Genomic DNA, 19,235 nt, shown 5'->3' on the forward strand with positions numbered 1-19,235 from the left:
TACAAATACCCTACAAATATCGGCGGACTGCCCGGCGGCATGCCCCTAGCATCGCGAGTCCTCATCCGGCCGTATCCCCCATGTTCAAGTTCGCGATCCGCATCTTCGTCGTCGCCGCCATCGGTTATGTCGCGGGGTCGCAGCTGGTGGAACGCAGCTTGATGTATCTGCTGGATTCGGTCAGCGCGGATCTGTCGTACCAGGCTGTCCGGGGACAGATGCATGTGCTGCGCACGGAACTCGACAGCATCGCGCCGGCCGCTCGCGCCGAGCGCCTGCGCGACGACATCCAGCCGCTTTACGGCCTGGGCCTGGGTCTGCTGGCCGATGCCGACGTCACGCCCAGCACAGAGGAACAGCGGCAATTGGCCACGCTGGGCATCATCATGCGCGACGATTACAACGTCTATCTCGCGCCCTTGGCGGGCCAGCCCCGGCAGTGGCTGGAAGTCCGCCTGCCGCGCGCGCCGGTGCTGGAGCGATGGGTCACCGTTGGCGTCTGGACTGCGTTGAGCCTGATCGTGGGCATCATCCTGCTGCTGCTGTGGGCCCTGCCCCTGTGGCGCGACCTGGACCGGCTGCGCAACGCCACGCTGCGCATGGGCCAGGGAGACCTGGGCGCGCGGGTGCGGCTGTCGCGCCTGGCCGGCATGCGGCACGTGGGCGAAAGCTTCAACCAGATGGCCGAGCGCATTTCGGCGCTGGTCGAAAACCAGCGCAGCCTGACCAACGCGGTCTCCCACGAATTGCGCACGCCGCTGGCGCGACTGTCCTTCGAGGTCGCCATGCTGGGCCAGGACCAGCACCTGCCCAAGCGGCACCAGATACTGCGCGACATGCAGGCCGACATCTGCGAACTGGAAACGCTGGTGGCCGAACTGCTGGTCTATGCGCGGCTGGAACGCCCCACCGACGACACCGTCCGGCTGGAAACCGTGGACACCTGCGACTGGCTGGGCGAAGCGCTGGCGCAGGTGGCGCACCAGGCCGAGGCGCGTGCGATCCAGTGCCATGTGCATCGCGACTACCCGCCGCGCGTGCGGCTGCATCCGCGCTACATGAGCCGGGCCTTGCTGAACCTGGTGCAGAACGCGGTGCGCTACGCCAGCCGCCACGTGGAGGTCAAGCTCACCCAGTGCCCGTCGGGCGGCTTCGAGCTGATCGTGGACGACGACGGCGGCGGCATCGCGCCCGCCGACCGGACACGCGTGTTCGAACCCTTCATCCGCCTGGATGAAAGCCGCGACCGCGGCACCGGCGGCGCCGGCCTGGGCCTGGCCATCGTCTGGCGAGTGGCCGCCAGCCACGGCGGCGGTATCGAAATCCACGACAGCCCCCTGGGCGGCGCACGCTTCGTGTTGCGCTGGCCGGCCTGATCATGGCCCAGGCGAAAACTCCATTTATGGCACTACCTTCCTGGTCCAAGCCGCGGCATCCTGACGGCACGAGATTCCGCTCGGCAACACGCATCGAAAAGGTAGGAACATGACCCAGCGTTTGAATTATTTCCAGGTATCCGAGGAACAGTCCAGGAAGTACCTGGAATTCAGCATGTCGCTGAAGAAGACCCCCGTCGTGCAGGAGGTCGGCGAACTGGTGGATATCCGCGCGTCGCAAATCAACGGCTGCGGCTTTTGCCTGGACATGCACGTCAAGCAGGCCCGCATCGCCGGCGAGCGCGAACTGCGCCTGCATCACATCGCCATCTGGCGCGAGTCCACGCTGTTCTCGCCGCGCGAGCGCGCCGCGCTGGCCTGGACCGAGGCGGTCACCACCCTGTCGGCGCAGGGCGTATCGGATGCGGTCTATGAGGACGTGCGCGCGCAGCTGTCCGAAAAGGAAATTTCCGACCTGACCCTGCTGGTGGTCGGGATCAACGGCTGGAACCGGCTGAACGTGGCATTGCGCACCGTGCCGGGTTCGGCCGACGCGGCCTACGGCCTGGACAAGGCCGGGCTGAACTAGGACTGCATCAGCTGCAGTATGCGCAGACCCAGTTCACGGGCCTGCGCCTGCGTGGCGATATTGGTGAAGCTGAGCAGCAGCGCCGATTGCCCCTGCGGGGCGGCGTGCCAGCGCGACAATACGCCCGCATACATGCCCTGCTCTTCCATCCGCCCGGCCAACGCCACGTCGCTCTGGCCGTCTTCCAGGCGCGCCACCAGATGCATGCCGCCGGGCTGCGGCTCGATCCGCAGGCGCTGCCCCAGCGCATCATTCAGGCCCGCCACCGTCGCGGCGCGCCGCTCCGCGTACAGCTTGCGCATGCGCTGGATGTGGCGGCCGAAATGGCCTTCGGCCATGAAGGCGCTCAATATCGCCTGGGTCAGGCCCGGCGCAGCGCCCGCCTGCAAGCGCGCGGACTGCGCGAAGCGTCCGGCCTGCGCTTGTGGCACCACCAGATAGGCCAGCCGCAGGCCGGGAAACAGCACCTTGCTGAAGGTGCCCGCATACAACACCCGCCCCTGCGTATCCAGGCTCTTCAAGGCCGGCAACGGACGGCCGACGTAGCGGTATTCGCCGTCGTAATCGTCTTCCACGATCCAGGCCCCGCAGCGTTCGGCCCAGTCCAGCAAGGCCTGCCGGCGCGGCAATGACAAGGACATGCTCAAGGGGCTTTGATGGGCAGGCGTCACCACCGCGCCGCGCGCCCGCCCCGCCCGCTCGATGCCGGCGCCGACCATGATGCCGTCCTGGTCCACCGGCACGGGCACGGGCTTCAAGCGCGCCTGCTCCAGCAGCGCGCGGGTTGGCGGATAGCCTGGATCTTCCATCCAGACCTGGTCGCCGGCTTCGAACAGCGTCTGCAGGATCAGCGCCATCGTGCTGTTGTAGCCGGCGGTGATGAACACCTGCGAGGGCTGGCAATGGATGCCGCGCGCCACCTGCAGATAGGCGGCGGTCGCGCTGCGCAGGGCTGGCAGGCCGCCGCTGGGCGGATAGGCCAGGTCCCCGGCCTGCAGGCCGCGCAGTTGCCGCGCGCCCAGGCGGGCCCAGAGCTTGCGGGGAAATTCATCCAGCGCCGGCAAGCCCATCTGGAACGGCCGCAGGCCCGAGGGTTCGCGCCAGCCCGGGCCGTCGCCGGGCGTCTCGGCAGGAATGGCCAGGGCGGGGGGCGGCGCGTGCTGGGGCTGCAGGTCGGGCGCTACCACCGTACCGGCCTGGCCGCGCGCCTGGATATAGCCTTCCGATGCCAGCAGTGAATACGCGACCTCCACCGTGCCGCGCGCCACGCCCATCTCCTTGGCCAGCGCCCGCGCCGATGGAATGCGGTCGCCTGGCTTGAGCGTGCCCTGCGCGATGGCGCCGCGAAAGCGCTCGTAGACCTGGCGGTACAGAGGCTCGGCGCCGTCCGGCGGCACGGGCGGGTCCTGGGGCTGCGGGCTGATCATGGCATAGTCCAGAATTCAATTTATGGCCCTTCTAATTATGGCATGCGGCTCCTAACATGACTGCACTTGAACCCTGACACCGCCAGTGCATCCATGACCGACGCCACTATGCAACACCTCGAAAGCCCGCAGGACCTAAGGGCCTGCCTGCCGCTCATGCGCGAGCTCAGGCCCCATCTGAAAAACGAAGCCGATTTCGTCGAACGCGTGTGCCGCATGCGCGCCGACGGCTACCGGCTGCTGGCCGCCATGGACCACGGCCAAGCCGTCGCGCTGGCCGGCTACCGCGTGCAGGAAAACCTGATCTACGGCCGCTTTCTGTACGTGGACGACCTGGTGGTGGCGGACGGCCGCCGCGGCGAACGCTGGGGCGCCCGGCTCCTGCAAGCCCTGGACGCCGCCGCGCGCGGCCACGGCTGCGCCCGCCTGGTGCTCGACACCGGCCTGGGCAACGCCCTGGCCCAACGCTTCTACTTCCGCGCCGGTCTGTTGACCAGCGCCATCCGATTCAGCAAATCCCTGGAAACCTCCGCCTCATGAATATCCTGCGCATCATCTGCAGCCCGCGCGGCCGCGCCTCCGAAAGCTATCGCCTGTCGCAAGCCATCGTCGACCAACTCACCGCCGCCGCGCCCGACGCGGCCGTGGTCGACGTCGACGCGACCGCCCTGCCCCTGGTCGACTCCGACTACGCCGCCACGCTGAGTGCGCGCCAGGACCCCACGGACGGACGCGAGAATCGGGGCGCGCTGGGCCGCTCAACCGAACTGATCCATTCCCTGCAGGCCGCGACCCACGTCGTCATCGCGACTCCGATGCACAACTTCACCGTGCCGGCATCGTTGAAAACCTGGATCGACCACGTGGTGCGGGTGCGCAGCACCTTCCAGATCACGGCGCGCGGCAAGGAAGGCAGCCTGGAGGACCGTCCGGTATACGTGGCGATCTCGTCCGGCGGCGACTTCGGCTGCGACGGGCAAAGCCAGCCGGACTTTCTCACGCCTTATCTTAGGCACGTGCTGGGCACGATGGGCCTGAAGAACGTGACGTTCTTTTCGGTGCAGGGCACGGCGCGGGGCGCGGACGCGTTGCAGGCGGCCCGCGCGCAGGCGCAATCGGAGATCGTCGCGCATCCGTTCGCGGCGGGTCTGCATCCGGAGTTCGCGGCAGCTTGATCGCGCCGGGGCTGGTGCCCGCGCATCATGGCGCGCGCACCAAGCCGCCTCATTCTTAGGAATAGCGCCGGCGCCGAGCCCGCTTAAGCAAGAAGTATTAGGCAATCGGGCTGCGTTGACACCCCCAAATAGCCGGCACTACGCTCTTGGCCAGAACCCTCTCGCCTGACCAGACTACGCCGTACTTCCTCATTCGGGCATGGGTGCAGGAGGCGTGCAATGACACTGACCAGTCCTGGTATTTTCCTGGCGGCCGCGCTTGCGCTGTGGGTCCTCGCCGCGCCGCGCGCCGAGGCGGCCTGCAGCGACAAGAAGATCGTGGCGATGGCCAACGACGGCCGCACGGTCAACGCCATTGCCAAAGCCTGCAGCATGCCGACGGCCAAGGTCCGGGGCGTGATCGAGCGCGCCGATGCGAACGACGAAGCGCCGCCGCCCGCGCCCAAGGCCAAGGCCGAACGCGCCGCTGTGCCGGAGCTGCCCAAGAAACTGCCGTCCGGCGCCGGCCTTGCCTCATGCGATTGCCAGGGCATGGTGCCCTATGGCGAACGGGCGCCGGACCTGCGCTGCCAGAGCGGCATGTCGATGGCGACGCCCTGCGCGGGCTATTGCTCGCCCCACGGGGTCGCGCCATGGCGGCGCATATGTAGTTAGCCCTACTGCCTGGCGCTGGGCATGAACCAGCGGTAGTAGGCGTTGCCGCCATCATCGCGCGCCAGCTTGTTCATTTCCCTGCCCCAGGTCTCACGATCCCCCACATAGGCCGCCAGCGACGCCCGGTAGAACGTGTCGAGCCGCGCCCGCTCCAGTTCCATGTCGGCGCGCAGCGCGTCGGACGCGCCGGTCAGCGGCGGTTCGCTGCGCAGGGCCAGCAGCGCGGGCAGGACGCGCGCCACTTCGCGCGGGCGGACCCAGGTTGCGTACTCGATGCCCGGGCGGTCGTCGGTCACGGCCGGGGTATTGCCGGCAAAGCGCGCCAGGCCTTCCCGGTCCGTGACCCAGGTGGACAACAAGGCGGCGGCGGATGGCACGCCCACAGCCTGCAACGCGGCGGCGGTATCGGGCTGGCCGTAGCGCGCCTGGATGCGGGCCGCGTCCAGCGTCAGCGGCTGCATGGAACCCAGCAGCAGCATTTCATGCAGTTCGCTGGTCCAGAGCTGGGCATGTGGAAACACCTCGATGAAGCTGGCGATGAGCGCGCGGGTGTCGTCTTCGTTCTGCGTGGGCAGCGGCAGCCATTGCGCCACGATGCCTTGCGGCGCCAGCCGGCTTGCGGCCAGTTGGTAGAAGTCGCGGGAATACAGATTCACCACGCCCGCGGCGGAAGGCGGCGGCGGCTCCAGCGTGATCAGGTCCCAGCGTTCGGCGCTGGCCTGCAGCTCGCGGCGTCCGTCGCGCAGCCGCTTGTCCAGGCCAGGATCGGTGGCGGCCTGGAACGTACCCTGGAAGTGCGGCGCGGCGCGCAGCACGGCTGGCAGTAGCTCGGCGACCGCCCGCTTTTCCAGCCCGCGGTATTGCGACAAGGCGCCCGCCGTGATGCCGGTGCCATAGCCCACGACCAGCGCGGACTTGGGTTCGCCCGCATGCACGATCAAGGGCAGCAGCGCCTGCAGCCGCATGTAGCGCAGCGAAGGCATGGCGTCGCCCGAATTCGATACGCCCTGGATATAGAGCCGGTGGAAGCGGTTGCCGTTGCCGGCGCGCTCGACCACGGCCACGGTGCCGCCATGGCTTTCCTCGTAGAACACCAGGCCCGCGCCGCTCGCCCCCGGCAGTAGCCGCGCAAACTGGTCTGCCGGCAGCGTGGCGATCAGCGCCAGCGTGGCGAGGCCCGCGATGCCGGTGGCCCACCCGGTGGCGGCGCGGCCGTCCGCACGCCCGCGCCAGGCGGCAACGGCGCCCACCGCCGCGGCGATGGCCGCCAGCACGCTCAGCGTGCGTACCAGCCCCAGGGCGGGCAACAGCAGGAATCCCGTCAACAAGGTGCCCGCGATGCCGCCCAGCGTGTTGCAGGCGAGCACGGCCCCGGCTTCCCGCCCCACCTGCCGGTCGCCCACCGCGATACGCAGCACGGCGGGAAACGCCGCGCCCAGCAGCAGCGTGGGCGCCAGCACCAGGCTGGCCGCCGCTACCGCGAAGCGCGCGCACATGCCGGCAAAGCCGCTGCCCGTCCATTGGTAGACCGCCGCTTCCGCCTGCGTCTGGGCCACGATCAGCCATTTGCCCAGCAAGGCCACCTCCAGCACCGCGATCAGGCCTGCGCCAGCGATCAGGAAGCCGAACACCGGCCAGGGATTGCGCACGCGATGGGCCCAGCGCGCATAGAGCGCCGCGCCGATGGCCAGCCCGGCCAGATAGGTGGCCAGCACGATGGCGAAGGCGAAGGCGCGTGTGCTCATGAAGGGCACGATCATCTGCGACCAGATCACTTCGTAGCCCAGCGCCACCGCGCCAGCCACCGCGTACAGCGCCACGGCCAGGCGCGCCTCGCCCGACAAGGGCGCCGCAGCGGCCTGCGGATTGTCGGCGGGCGCCGCGCTGTCGCCTGCCCTGCGGTCCAGCATCCAGGCGCCCAGCGCCGCCAGCACGTTGAGCGAGGCCGCGGCCAGCGCCGCACCTTGCACGCCGAAGCGCGGAATCAGGAAGAACGCGGGCAGCAATGCGCCCAGGATCGCGCCGCAGGTATTCGCGGCATACATCGCCCCGCCAGAGCGGCTCACGTCCGCGCCCTGCTGCCGGCTCACGGCGCGCAGCAGCACCGGCAAGGTGCCGCCCATCAAGAATGCGGGGACGGCCAGCAGCAGCCCTACCGCCAGCCAGGCCGCCAGGCTGCTATGGACCTCGACCGCGACAAAGGCGGCGGCGCTGCGCGCCAGCAGCCACGTCACCGCGATGCAGGACAGCGCCACGCCCGCTTCCAGCATGGCGTAGAAGCGTACCGGGCGCCGCAACTGGTCCGCCTTGCGGCCCAACAGCCAGCCGCCCAGCGCCAGGCCCAGGAAGAATGCGCTGACAGCGCCGGCGATGGCGCTGACCTCCACGCCCACAACCAGCGACAACTGCTTGATCCACAGCACCTGGAACACCAGGGCCGCCGTTCCGGACAGGAACAGCAACGCGGCCGGCCGGACCGCCGTCAGGGCGCGCCCTTGCGCCGCCTTGTCGTCCACATCATGTCCCTGCATCGCTGCCTCGCTTGCTCCCATGCCCATCATGCTGCTCCTGCTGCGTTGCCGGGCGGCGCGACAGGCGCCGCCCGGTACTGTCCCGGCTTGCGCCGGGCGCAGTTACTTCGCCTTCTGCTTGTCAAGCTGCTGGAAGTGTTCTTCCATGGCCTTGTTGACCTTCTCCTGCACCTGATCCACGCTGAACGTAGCGGGACGCTGGCTCGGCGGATACTTGAGGAACGTGTCCAGGAACGCGGTGGCCTTCATCGTGGCGATGGCGGTCAGATAGGCGTTCTTGGCCAGCCAATCGTTGTACTGGTCCGACGTGATGTCGGCGCGCTCGTACGGGTCCATGCGCAGGTTGAAGATCTTCGGCAAGCGCAGGCAGACGAACGGGTCCTGCCAGATGTTGAGATTGCCGGGAGCCCGCTGCTCGCAGAACACCGCCTTCCAGTCGCCAAACCGCGCTCCGACCAGCACGCCGTCGTCGTTGAAGTAGAAGAACTCGTCGCGGGCGCTCTTGTCCTGCTTGCCGGTCAGGTAGCCCAACTGGTCGTAGCCGTCCAGGTGCACCTTGAACTTGGTGCCGCCAGCTTGCGGCGCCCAGCCATCCAGCAGCCGTTCCTTGATGGTGGTGTCACCCGTGGCCGCCATCAGCGTCGGGAACCAGTCCATGCCGGACACGATGCCGCGCTTGATTTCCCCGGCAGGGATCTTGCCCGGCCAGCGCACCATGGCCGGCACGCGGAACGCGCCTTCCCAGTTGGAGTCCTTTTCGCTGCGGAATGGCGTGGTGGCGGCATCCGGCCAGGTGAAGGCGTTGGGCCCGTTGTCGGTGGTGTAGACGACGATGGTGTTGTCGGCGATGCCCATGTCGTCCAGCTTCTTCAAGAGCTTGCCCACGTCCTGGTCATGCTCCCACATGCCATCGGCGTAGTCATTGCCGGGCATGCCGCTCTTGCCCTTGTGCTCCGGCCGGATGTGCGTATAGATATGCATGCGCGTGGTGTTCATCCACACGAAGAACGGCTTGTCGTCCTTGCCGTGCTTGTCGATGTAGTCGATCGCCGCGCCCACGGTTTCGTCGTCGATGGTCTCCATGCGCTTGGTGGTCAGGGCGCCGGTGTCCTGCACCTTGCCATCGGCCGTGGCCTTGATCACGCCGCGCGGCGAAAAGTTCTTGACGTAGGGATCGTTGGGATCCTTGGGCCAGTACGGGCGTTCGGGTTCCTCTTCGGCATTCAGGTGGTAGAGATTGCCGAAGAACTCGTCGAAGCCGTGGCGGGTGGGCAGGTACTCGTCCCGGTCGCCCAGGTGATTCTTGCCGAATTGGGCCGTGGTGTAGCCCTGCGCCTTCAAGGCCTCGGCGAGGGTGATGTCGCCCTTTTGCAGCCCCACGGTTGCACCGGGCATGCCGACTTTGGACAAGCCCGTGCGCAGCGGCGACTGCCCCGTGATGAAGGACGAGCGGCCCGCCGTGCAGCTGTTCTCGGCGTAGTAGTCCGTGAACAGGATGCCCTCCTTGGCGATCCGGTCGATGTTCGGCGTGGTGTATCCGACCACGCCGTGCGCATAGGCGCTGATATTCGCCTGCCCGATGTCGTCGCCGAAGATCACCAGGATGTTCGGCTTCTTGCCCGATGCCGCCGCCTGGCCCTGATTGGCCGCAGGCGCCTGGGTCTGCGCCTGCGCGCTTGCCAGTGCCATGAGGCCTGTTGCGGCGAAGAGCGCCGCGCTCAACAGTTTTCTTGCGTTCATCGCTTTCTCCTGACCCTCGCGGGCGGTTCCCAGTCACGTAAACGAATCACTGTGTTTCAAATGCGTATACCCTTCTCCACTCCTTTGCCATGTCTACGATTACCCAACCCTTTTGCTGCGCTTCATCCAGCGCGCGGTCCAGCCTGCCGATCTTGGAATCCCGGTCATAGGCCCATTCGCGCCGGGCGTCGGTGTGATGCACCAGGCCCGCGAAGCGCTTGCCGCTGCCGGCCGCCGTCCACTGCAGCATCTGCAGGTCGCCGTCCGAATTGCCGAAGGCGAATATGGGCTGGCGGCCGATGAACTTGTTGATGGCCACGGGCTTGCCCGGGCCGTCGTCGTTGAAGTCGAGCTTGGGCGTGCGCATCAGCACGGGCTTGCCGTCCCGCATCTGGAACTCGGTGACGAAGGTGGTGCCTATCACCTGTTCGGGCGGAATGCCGTAGACGTCCTGCGCCCAGGCCCGCATGAATTCCACTTCGCCGCCCGACACGATGTAAGTCTTGAAGCCGTTGCCGCGCAGATAGTCCAGCAGCTCCAGCATCGGCGCATAGATCATGCTGGTGTACGGCTGCTTGAAGCGCGGATGGCGGGCGGTCTTGATCCATTGCCGGACCTCCGCGCCGAAGGCTTGCGTCGTCATGTTGGTATGGGTGGCGCCCACGATCTTCAGCAGTCCTTCGGTGCCCGAGGCGGCAAGCGCCTGGCGGTCGCCTTCGATCGCGGCCTTGTAGGGTTGCTCGGTCGACCATTCGGGATGCTGCGGCGCCATGGCCTTGACCTGGTCCAGCGCGAAGATCAGCTGGAAGTACAGAGGTTGCTCGCTCCATAGCGTGCCGTCGTTGTCGAACACCGCGATGCGGTCGGCCGGCGCCACATAGTCCGGGCTGCCCTCCGTCGTGACGGCTTGCACGAATCCAAGAATGGCCTGGCGCGAAGGTCCTTCGTTCCAGGAAGGCAGCGGCGTCTGCGCGCGCGCCAGCCCGGCCAGGAGCACCAGGAGCAGCAGCGCGAACCAGCGGCGGGCAAGCAAAGGCGTCGTCATGGGAGATCTCCTGGAATTTCGGCGGGCGGCATGCCCGCAAGTCCGCGCGATGTTGCGGCCGGACGGGGATTCAGCGTAGGCAGGTCTTGCGCGCCGCCCTCTCGTACCGGTGCGCGCAAGGCTCGGCGCCAACGCGGGAACATCCCGCGCAATCCGCGCCAGCCGCGCGCCGCGTCCGGCTCCCGGCCATAGCAGGCTCGCAGCGCATCGTCTGCGGATTGGCGCAGCGCCGGGTCCAGGCCGGCCGTCCCCTGCGCGATCGTGGCTGCGCCGCAAGCTCGGCGCAGCCATGCGTATAGCGCGTCCATGCGCGGCTGGGGCTGCGCCAACAAGCGTCGCAAGGTCATTGCCGCATAGGGTTCGGAGGCGTGCCATTGTTCGCGCCGCGCCCGCAGTCCGGCCCGCAGGCGGGCCAATGTCCGCCGCAACCAGGGCGCACCCAGCCACCAGGCCAACGCCGCCAGCGCCGCGCCCGCGGCCAGCGCCAGCCATCCTCCCGGAACGCGCACCTGCACTTGCCGGCCCATGTCGCGCAGGTCCTGTTCGACCGAGAATGGCGCCTGGTAGGCGGCGCCCGCCCTCGCCTCGAAGCGTTGCGCGGGCAGGGTTACGCGCTCTTCCTTGTTGGCCGCGACGTTCCACCAGCGGATTTCCACCGCCGGCAGTTCATGGGCGCCGCCGCTTTCGATCACATAGTCCAGGCGGTCGATGCGCTGTCCGCCGAGGAAACCGCCGCGGCTGTCGGACATCTGTGTCAATTCGGGTTCGGACGGGTACAGCTTGAGGCCCTGCACGGCGGCCGCGGCAGGCGGCGGGATCAGCATGGCCTGGGCGCCCTGGGCCTGCACGGTGATGACGCGGCTGACGTGGTCGCCGACGGCGGGAGGCTCGGCCGAATAGCGGATCTGCTGGGTCGCCTGGACCGAGTTTGCCGCCAGGACATGACCGGCTGCCCCGCCTGGCGGTCCGGCGGCGCGCGCCTCGAACGGGCGCGTCTGCGCAACCAGGGGCGCAGTCGCCTGTCCCACCTGCGCGCTGACCCGGATGGCCGGCACGCGCAGGTCGCCCGCCGCCTCGGGACTGACCAGATAGGCGTAGCGCAATCCGCTGTAGGCCACGCCTCCGATGGTGGCGCGGATGATGGTGGCCTGCCCTGACGGCCCCGACACCAGCGCGCCAGGGATGTCCAGGGCCGGCATCTGCGGGGGCTGGGTGAACCAGGTCGACGTCAACACGTCCACCTGCAGGATGGCGGTGGCGCCAGCCATCAGGTCGCCCGATGCCGCCATGCGCGCCTCGGCGTGCAGCTGCGGCCCGCCATCCGCCTGCTGGGCTCGCGCCACGCCGGCGCACAGGCCCAGTTGCAGCAACAGCAGCAGGCCCAGGCAACGCAGCAGCGCGGCATGGCGGTGCATCATGGCTGCCTCCCCTGCGCCGGCGCGGCCTTGCGTGCGTCTTCGATCGCGAATTTCTGCTTCAGGAAGCCGGCCGGCGACAGGCTCAGGTTGCGCAGCCAGACCTCGTCGGACGCGGCTTGCGGCGCCTGCGTGCGGATCATCTTGCCCGCGCCCTTGTCGCTGTCCACGCGGGTCTCGTCCGGTTTCTCCGAGTCGTCGTCCTGTTGCTCGCTTTCCGCGGCGGCGATCAATCTGGCGACCAGTTCGCGGTTTTCGCGCGCCTCGGGAAAATCCGGCCGCAGGCGCAGCGCCTGGTCGTACGCCGCCAGCGCGGCGTCGTAGCTGCGCAGACGGACCTGGGTATTGCCCAGATAGAAGTCGCCCTCGGGCGTGTCCAGTTTGGCGAATGCGGCCAGCGCCGCCTGATAGTCGCCGGCGTCATAGGCGGCGCGACCCTTCCAGTAAGGATCGGCATACAAGGCGGCAGCCTCGGCATAGCGCTTGTGTTCATAGGCCCAGCGGCCCTGCTGGTCGGGCGTGAAAAAGGCGTCGGCCAGCGCGCCTGCTTCCGCGCGCGGGGTATGCAGCGTAGCCGTGGCGGCGAGCAGCAGGCAGGCCGTCCAGTTGATGTTCCAGCCGCGCCGCAGCGCCAGCAATGCCAGCAGCGCCAGCGGCCAGCACAGCCAATAGCCGGCGTCCTTCCAGTGCAGCGGCTTGTCCGCGTCCTGTACCTCCTGGAAGTGCCGTTCGGCATGCAGCGTCACCCAGTCCAGGTCGTCGTCGTTCAGGGTCAGGCTGCCCAGCGGCGCGCGGGCGGCTTGCGCCAGCTGTTTCAGCGCATCCTCGTCGAAACTGCCCAGCAAGGGCCGGCCCTGCGCGTCGAGGCGCGGCTGGCCGCGGGCGTCGCGCACCACGCCGCCATCGCGCGTGCCCGCCGCCCACACCAGGATCTGGAAGGAATTGGCCCGCGCCAGGCGCTCGACTTCGGCCAGCTGGCCGGTGTCCGCGCCGTCCGTCACCAGCAGCAGGGTGCCGCCCGCCTCGCCCGATTGCAGCAGGCTCGCGGCCAGCGAGATCGCGCCCGCTGCATCCTTGCCGGGCGCGGCGATGAGACCGGTGGACAGGGCCTGCACGAACATGTCGGGCAAAGCCGGATCGTCGGTCGGCGGCAACACCAGATGCGCCGAGCCGGCATAGGCGATCAGGCCCGTCTTGGCGCCTGCGCGCCGTTTCAGCAGATCGCGCAGCTTGCGTTTGGCGGCTTCCAACCGGCTGGGCGGAAGATCCGCCGCATCCATCGAGGGCGACAGGTCGACCGCCGCGATCAGGGGCGCCAGATTGTCCAGGAAGGCCGGGCGGTCCTGCTGCCACGTCGGCCCGGCAGCGGCGATGCCGCCCAGCGCCAGCAAGGCGGCCAGCAGTTGCGCGGGCCGCGGCCCGCGGCTGCCCTGCGTGCGCACCGTCAGGTATGGCAGCAGCGCCGGCGCGATGTTGCTGCGCCAGCCGAGCCGGCCGTCCTCGTCGCGCCGCCGCCAAAGCACAAAGGCCGCGGCCGCGACCGCCAGCAGCCACCAGGGGCGCAGGAAATGGAAGGCGCTCAGGTCGATTTCCATCCGCCCTCCTCCACGCGCGCATCCCCTTGCGGCCGGGCGTCGCGCCGCCGGCCGCGCAGCGCCGCGGCCAAGTGCCAGCCAGCCAGCAGCAACAGCGCAAGGCCCAGCGGCACCCAGAAGAAATCCTGCTTGGGCTGGTGGCGCAATTCGCGCACTTCGTGCGGCGTGATGCGATCCAGTTCGGCATAGACCTGCCGCAAGGACGCCTGGTCCTGCGCCGGGAAAAAGCGGCCCCCGGTCTTGGCTGCGATCGCGCGCAAGGCGTCGAAATCGACCTTCTCCTCGCCCTGCGCCTGCGGATCGCCTATGCCCACGGTATGCACGACGATATGGCGCGCGGCCGCCATGGCCGCGGCGCGGTCCGGCGGCACGGCGCTGCCGGTATCGTTGCCGTCCGTCAGCAGGATCAGGACCTGGTCGTGTTCGCCGGCATGCTCGAACTGCTTGATCGCCACGCCGATGGCATCGCCGATGGCGGTATTGGGCCCGGCCATGCGCGTGCTTACCTGGCCGAGCAGCAGCTTGAGCGTGGCATGGTCCTGGGTCAGCGGCGCCTGGGGATAGGCGGCGGTGCCGAACACGATCAGTCCAAGCCGGTCGTCCTTGCGGCGGTCGATGAAATCGGCCACCACGGCCTTGACGCCGCTCAAGCGGTCCTCGCGGCGGCCGTCCGGCGCCACGAAGTCCTCGGTCTCCATGGATTGCGAGATATCGATGGCCAGCAGCAGGTCGCGCACCGGCTGGCGATGCTCCAGCGGCGGCTCGACCCGTTCGGGCCGCGCCAGCGCCAGGACCAGCAGCAGCCACACCAGCGCGTTCAAGGCCAGTTGCCAGCGGTCGCCGCGCACGCCGGGGCGCTGCGGCGTCTGGCCGGTGCTGCGCGCCACCGATTCGAAGAATGGAATGCGTACGGCGCTGCGCCGCTGCACATACGGCGGCAGATAGCGGTACGCCAGCCAGCCCAGCGGCAGCAGCGCCAGCAGCCAGGGATATTCAAGCCGCCACATGGTGACGCTCCATCCATTGCCGGCTGGCGGCGAACAAGGTCCGCACGCGCGCGGGGTCGATGGCCCGCAAGGTCTCGGGCGGCGCATACGCCAGCGCGCGCAGCAGCACGGCCGCGTCGGGCGGAAACACGGCCACGCCGGCATCCATGAAGGCGACCCACTCCGCGCCTTGCAGCGCGCCGACCCGGTCGCGGTCCGCTGCCGCCACCGACGACAGGCCGACGCGCTTGAGCAGATCCGGCAAGGCGCGTGCGGCCAGGGGATCCGCCTGTGTTTCGCGCCGCAGCGCTTCCAGCATGCGCAGCCCTGCGCGGCGGTAGCCATTGCGTCGGTGGCGGCGCGCCATCCGCCACGCGGCCCATGTGGCCAGCGCCAGCACCACGGCCAGCACGACCAGCCAGCCCCAGGTCTGCGGCCAGTAGCTGACCGGCTCGGGCAGCGGCAACTGACGCAGCTGTTCGATGGACGGAGCGGCGTCGGCGTTCATGCCCGGCCCCTGGCTTGCGCACGACTGGCCTGGCGGCCGAGCTCGCGGCGCAACTGCGCCACGGTGTCGTCCGCCGTATCGATGGACAAGAGCGGCACGCGGCTGCGGCGCAGCAGCTCGGCCACGTCGTGCAGGCGTCCTGAAAAGAAGTCCGACAGCGGCTCGCGTACCTGCTTGCGATCCGCGGCGACTTCGACCTGCAGCTCGCCCTGCGTCACCACCAGCCGGCCGCTCAGGGGAATGCGCAACGCCAGCGGGTCATACACCAGCGTTGCGACCACATCGTTATGCGCGGCCAGCGTGCGCAAGAGGCGCAAGGTAGCGTCATCGGCGCCGGCAAAATCGCTGATCAGGCAGACCAGGCAATCGTGCGGCGCGTGCGCCAGCGCCCCTTGCAGCGCTTCGTTCAGCCGTCCGGACGCGTCCACATCGGGTTGGTCCGCGCCCATGGACTGGCTGCGCCGCGCAATGGCGGCGAACAGGGCCTGGATGCGTTCGCGGCTGCGCAGCGGACGCACGTTGTCGATGCCCGCATCGCTGAACACCAGGCCGCCCACGCGGTCCCCCGCCAGATAGGCCATCCAGGCCGACAGCGCCGCGATGCGCGCGGCCACGACAGACTTGAAGCTGCGCACCGAACCGAAATACATGCCCATGCGCTGATCCACCACCACCAGCGCCGGACGGTCGCGCTCCTCGCTGTAGGTGCGCACATAGGGCTTGCCCAACCGCTGCGAGGCGCGCCAGTCCAGCTGGCGCAGATCGTCTCCGGGCAGATAGCGGCGCAGCTCCTCGAAGTCCAGGCCGCGCCCGCGCAGGCGCGAGCCATGCTGGCCGGCCAGAATGCTGCGCACCGGCTGGCGGCTGAAGAACCCCAGGCCGCGCGCGGCAGGTTCCAGCGCCATCAGGTCCTTGATGTGGACCTGGACTTCCGGGGAAGGAGCGGCGGAAGGCATGGCGGGCTCAGACCGGCACGGCGACCGTGTCCAGCAGCTTGTCTATCACCTGGTCCGCCGAGACGCCGTCGGCGACCGCGTCATACGACAGGTGCAGGCGATGCCGCAGCACCGGCCGGGCCACGCTGCGCACATCATCGGGCGAGACATAGTCCTGCCCCGCCAGCCAGGCGTGGGCGCGCGCCACCTTGTCCAACGCGATCGCGCCGCGCGGGCTGGCGCCGACCTGGATCCAGCGCGCCAGGTCGGCGTCATGCCCGCCCGGGTGGCGGGTGGCGTTGACCAGGTCCACCAGGTACTGGTCCAGCGCTTCGGACACGTGCACCCGGTCGACCTCGGCGCGGCAGGCGAACAGGTCCTCCTGGCTCAGCGGCGCGCCGGCGGGTTCCGCGTCCTGGCGCGACTCGCCGCGCAGCATGGCCAGCATCTGCCTTTCGCTGGCGGGGTCGGGGTAGTCCAGCACGATCTTCATGATGAAGCGGTCCATCTGCGCTTCGGGCAAGGGATAGGTGCCCTCCTGCTCTATCGGGTTCTGGGTGGCCAGCACCATGAACAGCTGCGGCATGCGGTGGGTCGTGCCAGCCACGGTGATCTGGCGTTCCTCCATGGCTTCCAGCAGCGCGGCCTGCACCTTGGCGGGCGCGCGGTTGATCTCGTCGGCCAGGATCAGGTTGCCGAACAGCGGCCCCTGCTGGAACTGGATGCGGCTGGCGCCCTGCGCGTCCTGCTGCAGCACCTCTGCGCCCGTGATGTCCGAAGGCAGCAGGTCGGGCGTGAACTGGATGCGGCTCATTGCCGCGGCCAGATGCTGCGCCAGCGTCTTGACGGTGCGCGTCTTGGCCAGCCCCGGCAGGCTTTCCAGCAGCAGGTGGCCGTCGGCCAACAGGCCCAGCAGCACCTCGCGGATGACGGCGGCCTGCCCCAGCACCGCGCGCGCCATGGCGCGCTCCAGTTCCAGAATGCTGTCGCGCTTGCTCATCGGCATTTCCTCTCCTGCGTGATGCCGGCTAGCGGCTGGCGATGCCGTTCCTGGCGGTCTGGGCCAGTTTCCATTGCGCGGGCGTCATGACGGTGCGGAATCCCAGGTGCGACATGCCGTTCATCGGATCCGTGCCGCGCCGGGCGCTGGTGCGGTAGCTGATGCAATAGGTGTCGCTGCACAGGAACGAGCCGCCGCGCGTCACGCGCTTGGGCGCGGCCGGCGGCACGATGCCGTCGTCGGGGTCGTAGCTGTCGGCCGGCCCCGCCGGATCCGCGGGCGGCTGGCGGTACTGCGCCTGGATCTTGAAGGCGTCGGCGCGGTACCAGTCGGCGGTCCATTGCCAGACGTTGCCGGCCATGTCGTACAGCCCATAGCCATTGGGCGAGAAGCTGCCCACCGGCATGGTGCCGACCTGTACCTTTTCATCCTTCACCACCGGAAACGGCTGCTGTTGCTGCGTGTCCCAGATATTGGCCATGGCCTTGCCCTGCGGCAGCAGCTCCTCGCCCCAGGCATAGGTGGCCTGCTCCAGCCCGCCGCGCGCGGCCATTTCCCATTCGGATTCCGTCGGCAGGCGCTTGCCCGCCCATTTGGCATAGGCCATGGCGTCCTGGTACGACACCTGCACCACCGGGTGGTCGTCCTTGCCGGCGATGGAGCTGCCCGGTCCTTGCGGATGGCGCCAGTTCGCGCCGGGCACATAGCGCCACCAGCGCGAATAGTCGCGCAGCGAGACCTCGCTCTCGGTGCCGACGAACACCATGGCGCCGGGCACCAGCAGGCTGTCGTCCGGGCGCGGCGTGCCAGGCGGCAACTGCACCTTCAAGTCTTCCCACCGCGGCTTCTGCTCGGCCGTCGTGACGTAGCCGGTGGCCTCGACGAAGCGGCGGAACTGCGCGTTGGTCACGTCGTTCACGTCCATCCAGAAGCCGCTGACGGATACCTTGTGCGCCGGCATTTCATTGGGCTGGGCCAGTTTGTGGCTGCTGCCCATCAGGAACTCGCGCCCGGGTACCCAGGCCATGCCCGCCGGGCCGCTCTTGCCGTCGCCCAGCACCACCTTCACCGCTTCGGGCGGCCCGTCCTTGCCCATGACCACATAGGCGGTGCTGGCGCCCGCGCCCAGCACCACGCCGGCCAGCAGCAATGCGCTGGCGTAGCGTGTCTTTCCTGTTGTCTGCTTTGCCATTTCAATCACCCGAAAGCTGATGGTTCAGGCGTGGCGGTGCCGCGCCCGGGGCTGGCAGCCCCTTGAAATCGTGCTGACGTTCAGAACACCAGCGTCGCGGTCGCCATGACCGTATCGTTGCTGTCCAGACGCTTCGTGCTGCTGATCGTGGGTACCCAGCGCAGGCTGAGGGACAAGGAGCGCTTGTCCGCCAGCTTCGTGTCATAGGTCAGGATCGGGCCCAGCGCCCAGTCGCGCCCCTTGAAGCCGTTGAGCCGGTCGGCCGTCGGTCCCGAATCGCTGCCCAGTTGCTGGATGGTGCCCAGGATCAAGCCCGCGCTCACCCCGTTGCTGAAGATCTTGCGGCCCATCACGTCCATGCTGAACAGCGGCGCGTTGCGATAGTCCGTGGCGTTGTTGCGGGTGTAGAACTGGACGCCGGCCACGGTGTCCAGTTGTAAACCGGATTCCGGAAATATCTTGGTGTAGGCCACCTGAGGAATGAAGGTCCAGTTGTTCAGGCTGGGGTTGGCCATGTCGTCGGCGTTGTACTTGCCGGTGGGCGCCCAGATGTTCAGGCTGAGCGCCATGTGCGACGTTTCGGAAAAGTGATAGCCCGCGATGATGGGCGAGAAGTACAGGTCGAACAGGTTCGAGGCGGTATCGCTTTGGTCTATGCTGCGCCCGCCTGGTCCCGTCACGGTGGAATTCACCTTGGTCCAGACGTAGGGCAAGGTGAAGCTGGACGCGAAGTTCCAGCGCCCCGGCCCGGTGTCCCAGGTCTTGAGGACCGTGGCCAGGGTGAACGCGACTTTCGCGTCCAGGCCCAGCGAGGTACGGCCTCCTACCGGCACTTCGCGGCTGCCGCCCACGGTGCCGTCCAGGTAGATCTGCGACAGGTTGACGGCCCAGATAGGCTCGGGAGACACGATGCCGGCGTTGGGCTGCACGTTGGTGCCGGTGATCTGGCGGCCCAGCGCCCCTTCAGTGGCCCAGGCGGCAGACGGCAGGACCAATCCGGCCAGAACCGCCAACAACCCTGCAACTGCCGCAATCGCGCTCCGCATCCCTACACTCCGAAAGACCAG

Annotated in this window: 17 protein-coding genes; 5 read left to right on the forward strand and 12 right to left on the reverse strand. The window is 68.5% G+C overall.

The window, feature by feature from the left end:
• Positions 1-80: 80 nt before the first annotated feature.
• Both AC1RHV_RS03300 and AC1RHV_RS03305 read left to right on the forward strand, forming a co-directional pair.
• Positions 81-1,376, forward strand: a complete 1,296-nt coding sequence (locus AC1RHV_RS03300) for an ATP-binding protein (protein WP_119449221.1) — start codon at positions 81-83, stop codon at positions 1,374-1,376.
• Between the two features lie 109 nt (positions 1,377-1,485).
• Entirely contained in the window at positions 1,486-1,965 is a 480-nt protein-coding gene (locus AC1RHV_RS03305; RefSeq protein WP_492299712.1) for a carboxymuconolactone decarboxylase family protein, read from the forward strand.
• Here the strand turns inward: AC1RHV_RS03305 and pdxR are convergent.
• Positions 1,962-3,392, reverse strand: coding sequence for a MocR-like pyridoxine biosynthesis transcription factor PdxR (gene pdxR, locus AC1RHV_RS03310; RefSeq protein ID WP_492299713.1), 1,431 nt, complete (start codon positions 3,390-3,392; stop codon positions 1,962-1,964). The two genes, AC1RHV_RS03305 and pdxR, sit on opposite strands and share 4 nt — an antisense overlap.
• A gap of 93 nt (positions 3,393-3,485) precedes the next feature.
• On the opposite strand from pdxR, the gene AC1RHV_RS03315 reads away from it, so the two are divergent.
• The 3 genes from AC1RHV_RS03315 to AC1RHV_RS03325 all read left to right on the forward strand — a co-directional run bounded on the left by AC1RHV_RS03315 (position 3,486) and on the right by AC1RHV_RS03325 (position 5,221).
• On the forward strand, positions 3,486-3,932 hold the full coding sequence (locus AC1RHV_RS03315) for a GNAT family N-acetyltransferase (RefSeq protein ID WP_192354311.1): 447 nt from the start codon (positions 3,486-3,488) through the stop codon (positions 3,930-3,932).
• Complete coding sequence (locus AC1RHV_RS03320; protein ID WP_492299714.1) at positions 3,929-4,567, forward strand: FMN-dependent NADH-azoreductase; 639 nt, start codon at positions 3,929-3,931, stop codon at positions 4,565-4,567. The genes AC1RHV_RS03315 and AC1RHV_RS03320 overlap by 4 nt, the downstream gene beginning before the upstream one ends.
• 219 nt (positions 4,568-4,786) lie before the next feature.
• Positions 4,787-5,221 carry a hypothetical protein gene (locus tag AC1RHV_RS03325; RefSeq protein ID WP_119449217.1) on the forward strand — a complete coding sequence of 145 codons (435 nt, stop codon included), beginning with the start codon at positions 4,787-4,789 and terminating at the stop codon, positions 5,219-5,221.
• Positions 5,222-5,223: 2 nt separating this feature from the next.
• Here the strand turns inward: AC1RHV_RS03325 and AC1RHV_RS03330 are convergent, their stop codons facing one another.
• From AC1RHV_RS03330 to AC1RHV_RS03380, 11 genes are all read right to left on the reverse strand, one after another.
• On the reverse strand, positions 5,224-7,779 hold the full coding sequence (locus AC1RHV_RS03330; RefSeq protein ID WP_492300785.1) for a fused MFS/spermidine synthase: 2,556 nt from the start codon (positions 7,777-7,779) through the stop codon (positions 5,224-5,226).
• A gap of 75 nt (positions 7,780-7,854) precedes the next feature.
• Entirely contained in the window at positions 7,855-9,492 is a 1,638-nt protein-coding gene (locus AC1RHV_RS03335) for an arylsulfatase (protein WP_492299715.1), read from the reverse strand.
• 46 nt (positions 9,493-9,538) lie between these two features.
• A complete protein-coding gene (locus tag AC1RHV_RS03340; protein WP_492299716.1) occupies positions 9,539-10,537 on the reverse strand; it encodes an HAD family hydrolase in 999 nt (332 codons plus the stop codon).
• Positions 10,534-11,955, reverse strand: coding sequence for a BatD family protein (locus tag AC1RHV_RS03345; protein ID WP_492299717.1), 1,422 nt, complete (start codon positions 11,953-11,955; stop codon positions 10,534-10,536). The genes AC1RHV_RS03340 and AC1RHV_RS03345 overlap by 4 nt, the downstream gene beginning before the upstream one ends.
• Positions 11,952-13,547 carry a vWA domain-containing protein gene (locus AC1RHV_RS03350; protein ID WP_492299718.1) on the reverse strand — a complete coding sequence of 532 codons (1,596 nt, stop codon included), beginning with the start codon at positions 13,545-13,547 and terminating at the stop codon, positions 11,952-11,954. The genes AC1RHV_RS03345 and AC1RHV_RS03350 overlap by 4 nt, the downstream gene beginning before the upstream one ends.
• Positions 13,532-14,554 (reverse strand): VWA domain-containing protein, encoded by a 1,023-nt coding sequence (locus AC1RHV_RS03355; protein WP_054454314.1) that lies wholly within the window; start codon positions 14,552-14,554, stop codon positions 13,532-13,534. Before AC1RHV_RS03355 ends, AC1RHV_RS03350 begins: the two co-directional genes overlap by 16 nt.
• Positions 14,541-15,041 (reverse strand): DUF4381 domain-containing protein, encoded by a 501-nt coding sequence (locus AC1RHV_RS03360; protein ID WP_054454312.1) that lies wholly within the window; start codon positions 15,039-15,041, stop codon positions 14,541-14,543. Before AC1RHV_RS03360 ends, AC1RHV_RS03355 begins: the two co-directional genes overlap by 14 nt.
• Positions 15,038-15,997, reverse strand: coding sequence for a DUF58 domain-containing protein (locus AC1RHV_RS03365; protein WP_054454310.1), 960 nt, complete (start codon positions 15,995-15,997; stop codon positions 15,038-15,040). Before AC1RHV_RS03365 ends, AC1RHV_RS03360 begins: the two co-directional genes overlap by 4 nt.
• Positions 15,998-16,004: 7 nt before the next feature.
• Positions 16,005-16,976 (reverse strand): AAA family ATPase, encoded by a 972-nt coding sequence (locus tag AC1RHV_RS03370; protein ID WP_054454308.1) that lies wholly within the window; start codon positions 16,974-16,976, stop codon positions 16,005-16,007.
• A 28-nt stretch (positions 16,977-17,004) separates the two neighbouring features.
• Positions 17,005-18,168, reverse strand: coding sequence for a formylglycine-generating enzyme family protein (locus AC1RHV_RS03375; RefSeq protein ID WP_054454307.1), 1,164 nt, complete (start codon positions 18,166-18,168; stop codon positions 17,005-17,007).
• Positions 18,169-18,248: 80 nt separating this feature from the next.
• Complete coding sequence (locus AC1RHV_RS03380) at positions 18,249-19,214, reverse strand: SphA family protein (RefSeq protein WP_492299719.1); 966 nt, start codon at positions 19,212-19,214, stop codon at positions 18,249-18,251.
• Between the last annotated feature and the right edge of the window lie 21 nt (positions 19,215-19,235).

The organism is Achromobacter sp. GW823-FHT04E03, from assembly GCF_058796095.1.

Coding starts and splice junctions, on each gene's coding strand:
- AC1RHV_RS03300 (WP_119449221.1), top strand. CDS start 81: ATGTTCAAGTTCGCGATCCGCATCTTCGTCGTCGCCGCCATCGGTTAT.
- AC1RHV_RS03305 (WP_492299712.1), top strand. CDS start 1,486: ATGACCCAGCGTTTGAATTATTTCCAGGTATCCGAGGAACAGTCCAGG.
- pdxR (WP_492299713.1), bottom strand. CDS start 3,392: ATGATCAGCCCGCAGCCCCAGGACCCGCCCGTGCCGCCGGACGGCGCC.
- AC1RHV_RS03315 (WP_192354311.1), top strand. CDS start 3,486: ATGACCGACGCCACTATGCAACACCTCGAAAGCCCGCAGGACCTAAGG.
- AC1RHV_RS03320 (WP_492299714.1), top strand. CDS start 3,929: ATGAATATCCTGCGCATCATCTGCAGCCCGCGCGGCCGCGCCTCCGAA.
- AC1RHV_RS03325 (WP_119449217.1), top strand. CDS start 4,787: ATGACACTGACCAGTCCTGGTATTTTCCTGGCGGCCGCGCTTGCGCTG.
- AC1RHV_RS03330 (WP_492300785.1), bottom strand. CDS start 7,779: ATGGGCATGGGAGCAAGCGAGGCAGCGATGCAGGGACATGATGTGGAC.
- AC1RHV_RS03335 (WP_492299715.1), bottom strand. CDS start 9,492: ATGAACGCAAGAAAACTGTTGAGCGCGGCGCTCTTCGCCGCAACAGGC.
- AC1RHV_RS03340 (WP_492299716.1), bottom strand. CDS start 10,537: ATGACGACGCCTTTGCTTGCCCGCCGCTGGTTCGCGCTGCTGCTCCTG.
- AC1RHV_RS03345 (WP_492299717.1), bottom strand. CDS start 11,955: ATGATGCACCGCCATGCCGCGCTGCTGCGTTGCCTGGGCCTGCTGCTG.
- AC1RHV_RS03350 (WP_492299718.1), bottom strand. CDS start 13,547: ATGGAAATCGACCTGAGCGCCTTCCATTTCCTGCGCCCCTGGTGGCTG.
- AC1RHV_RS03355 (WP_054454314.1), bottom strand. CDS start 14,554: ATGTGGCGGCTTGAATATCCCTGGCTGCTGGCGCTGCTGCCGCTGGGC.
- AC1RHV_RS03360 (WP_054454312.1), bottom strand. CDS start 15,041: ATGAACGCCGACGCCGCTCCGTCCATCGAACAGCTGCGTCAGTTGCCG.
- AC1RHV_RS03365 (WP_054454310.1), bottom strand. CDS start 15,997: ATGCCTTCCGCCGCTCCTTCCCCGGAAGTCCAGGTCCACATCAAGGAC.
- AC1RHV_RS03370 (WP_054454308.1), bottom strand. CDS start 16,976: ATGAGCAAGCGCGACAGCATTCTGGAACTGGAGCGCGCCATGGCGCGC.
- AC1RHV_RS03375 (WP_054454307.1), bottom strand. CDS start 18,168: ATGGCAAAGCAGACAACAGGAAAGACACGCTACGCCAGCGCATTGCTG.
- AC1RHV_RS03380 (WP_492299719.1), bottom strand. CDS start 19,214: ATGCGGAGCGCGATTGCGGCAGTTGCAGGGTTGTTGGCGGTTCTGGCC.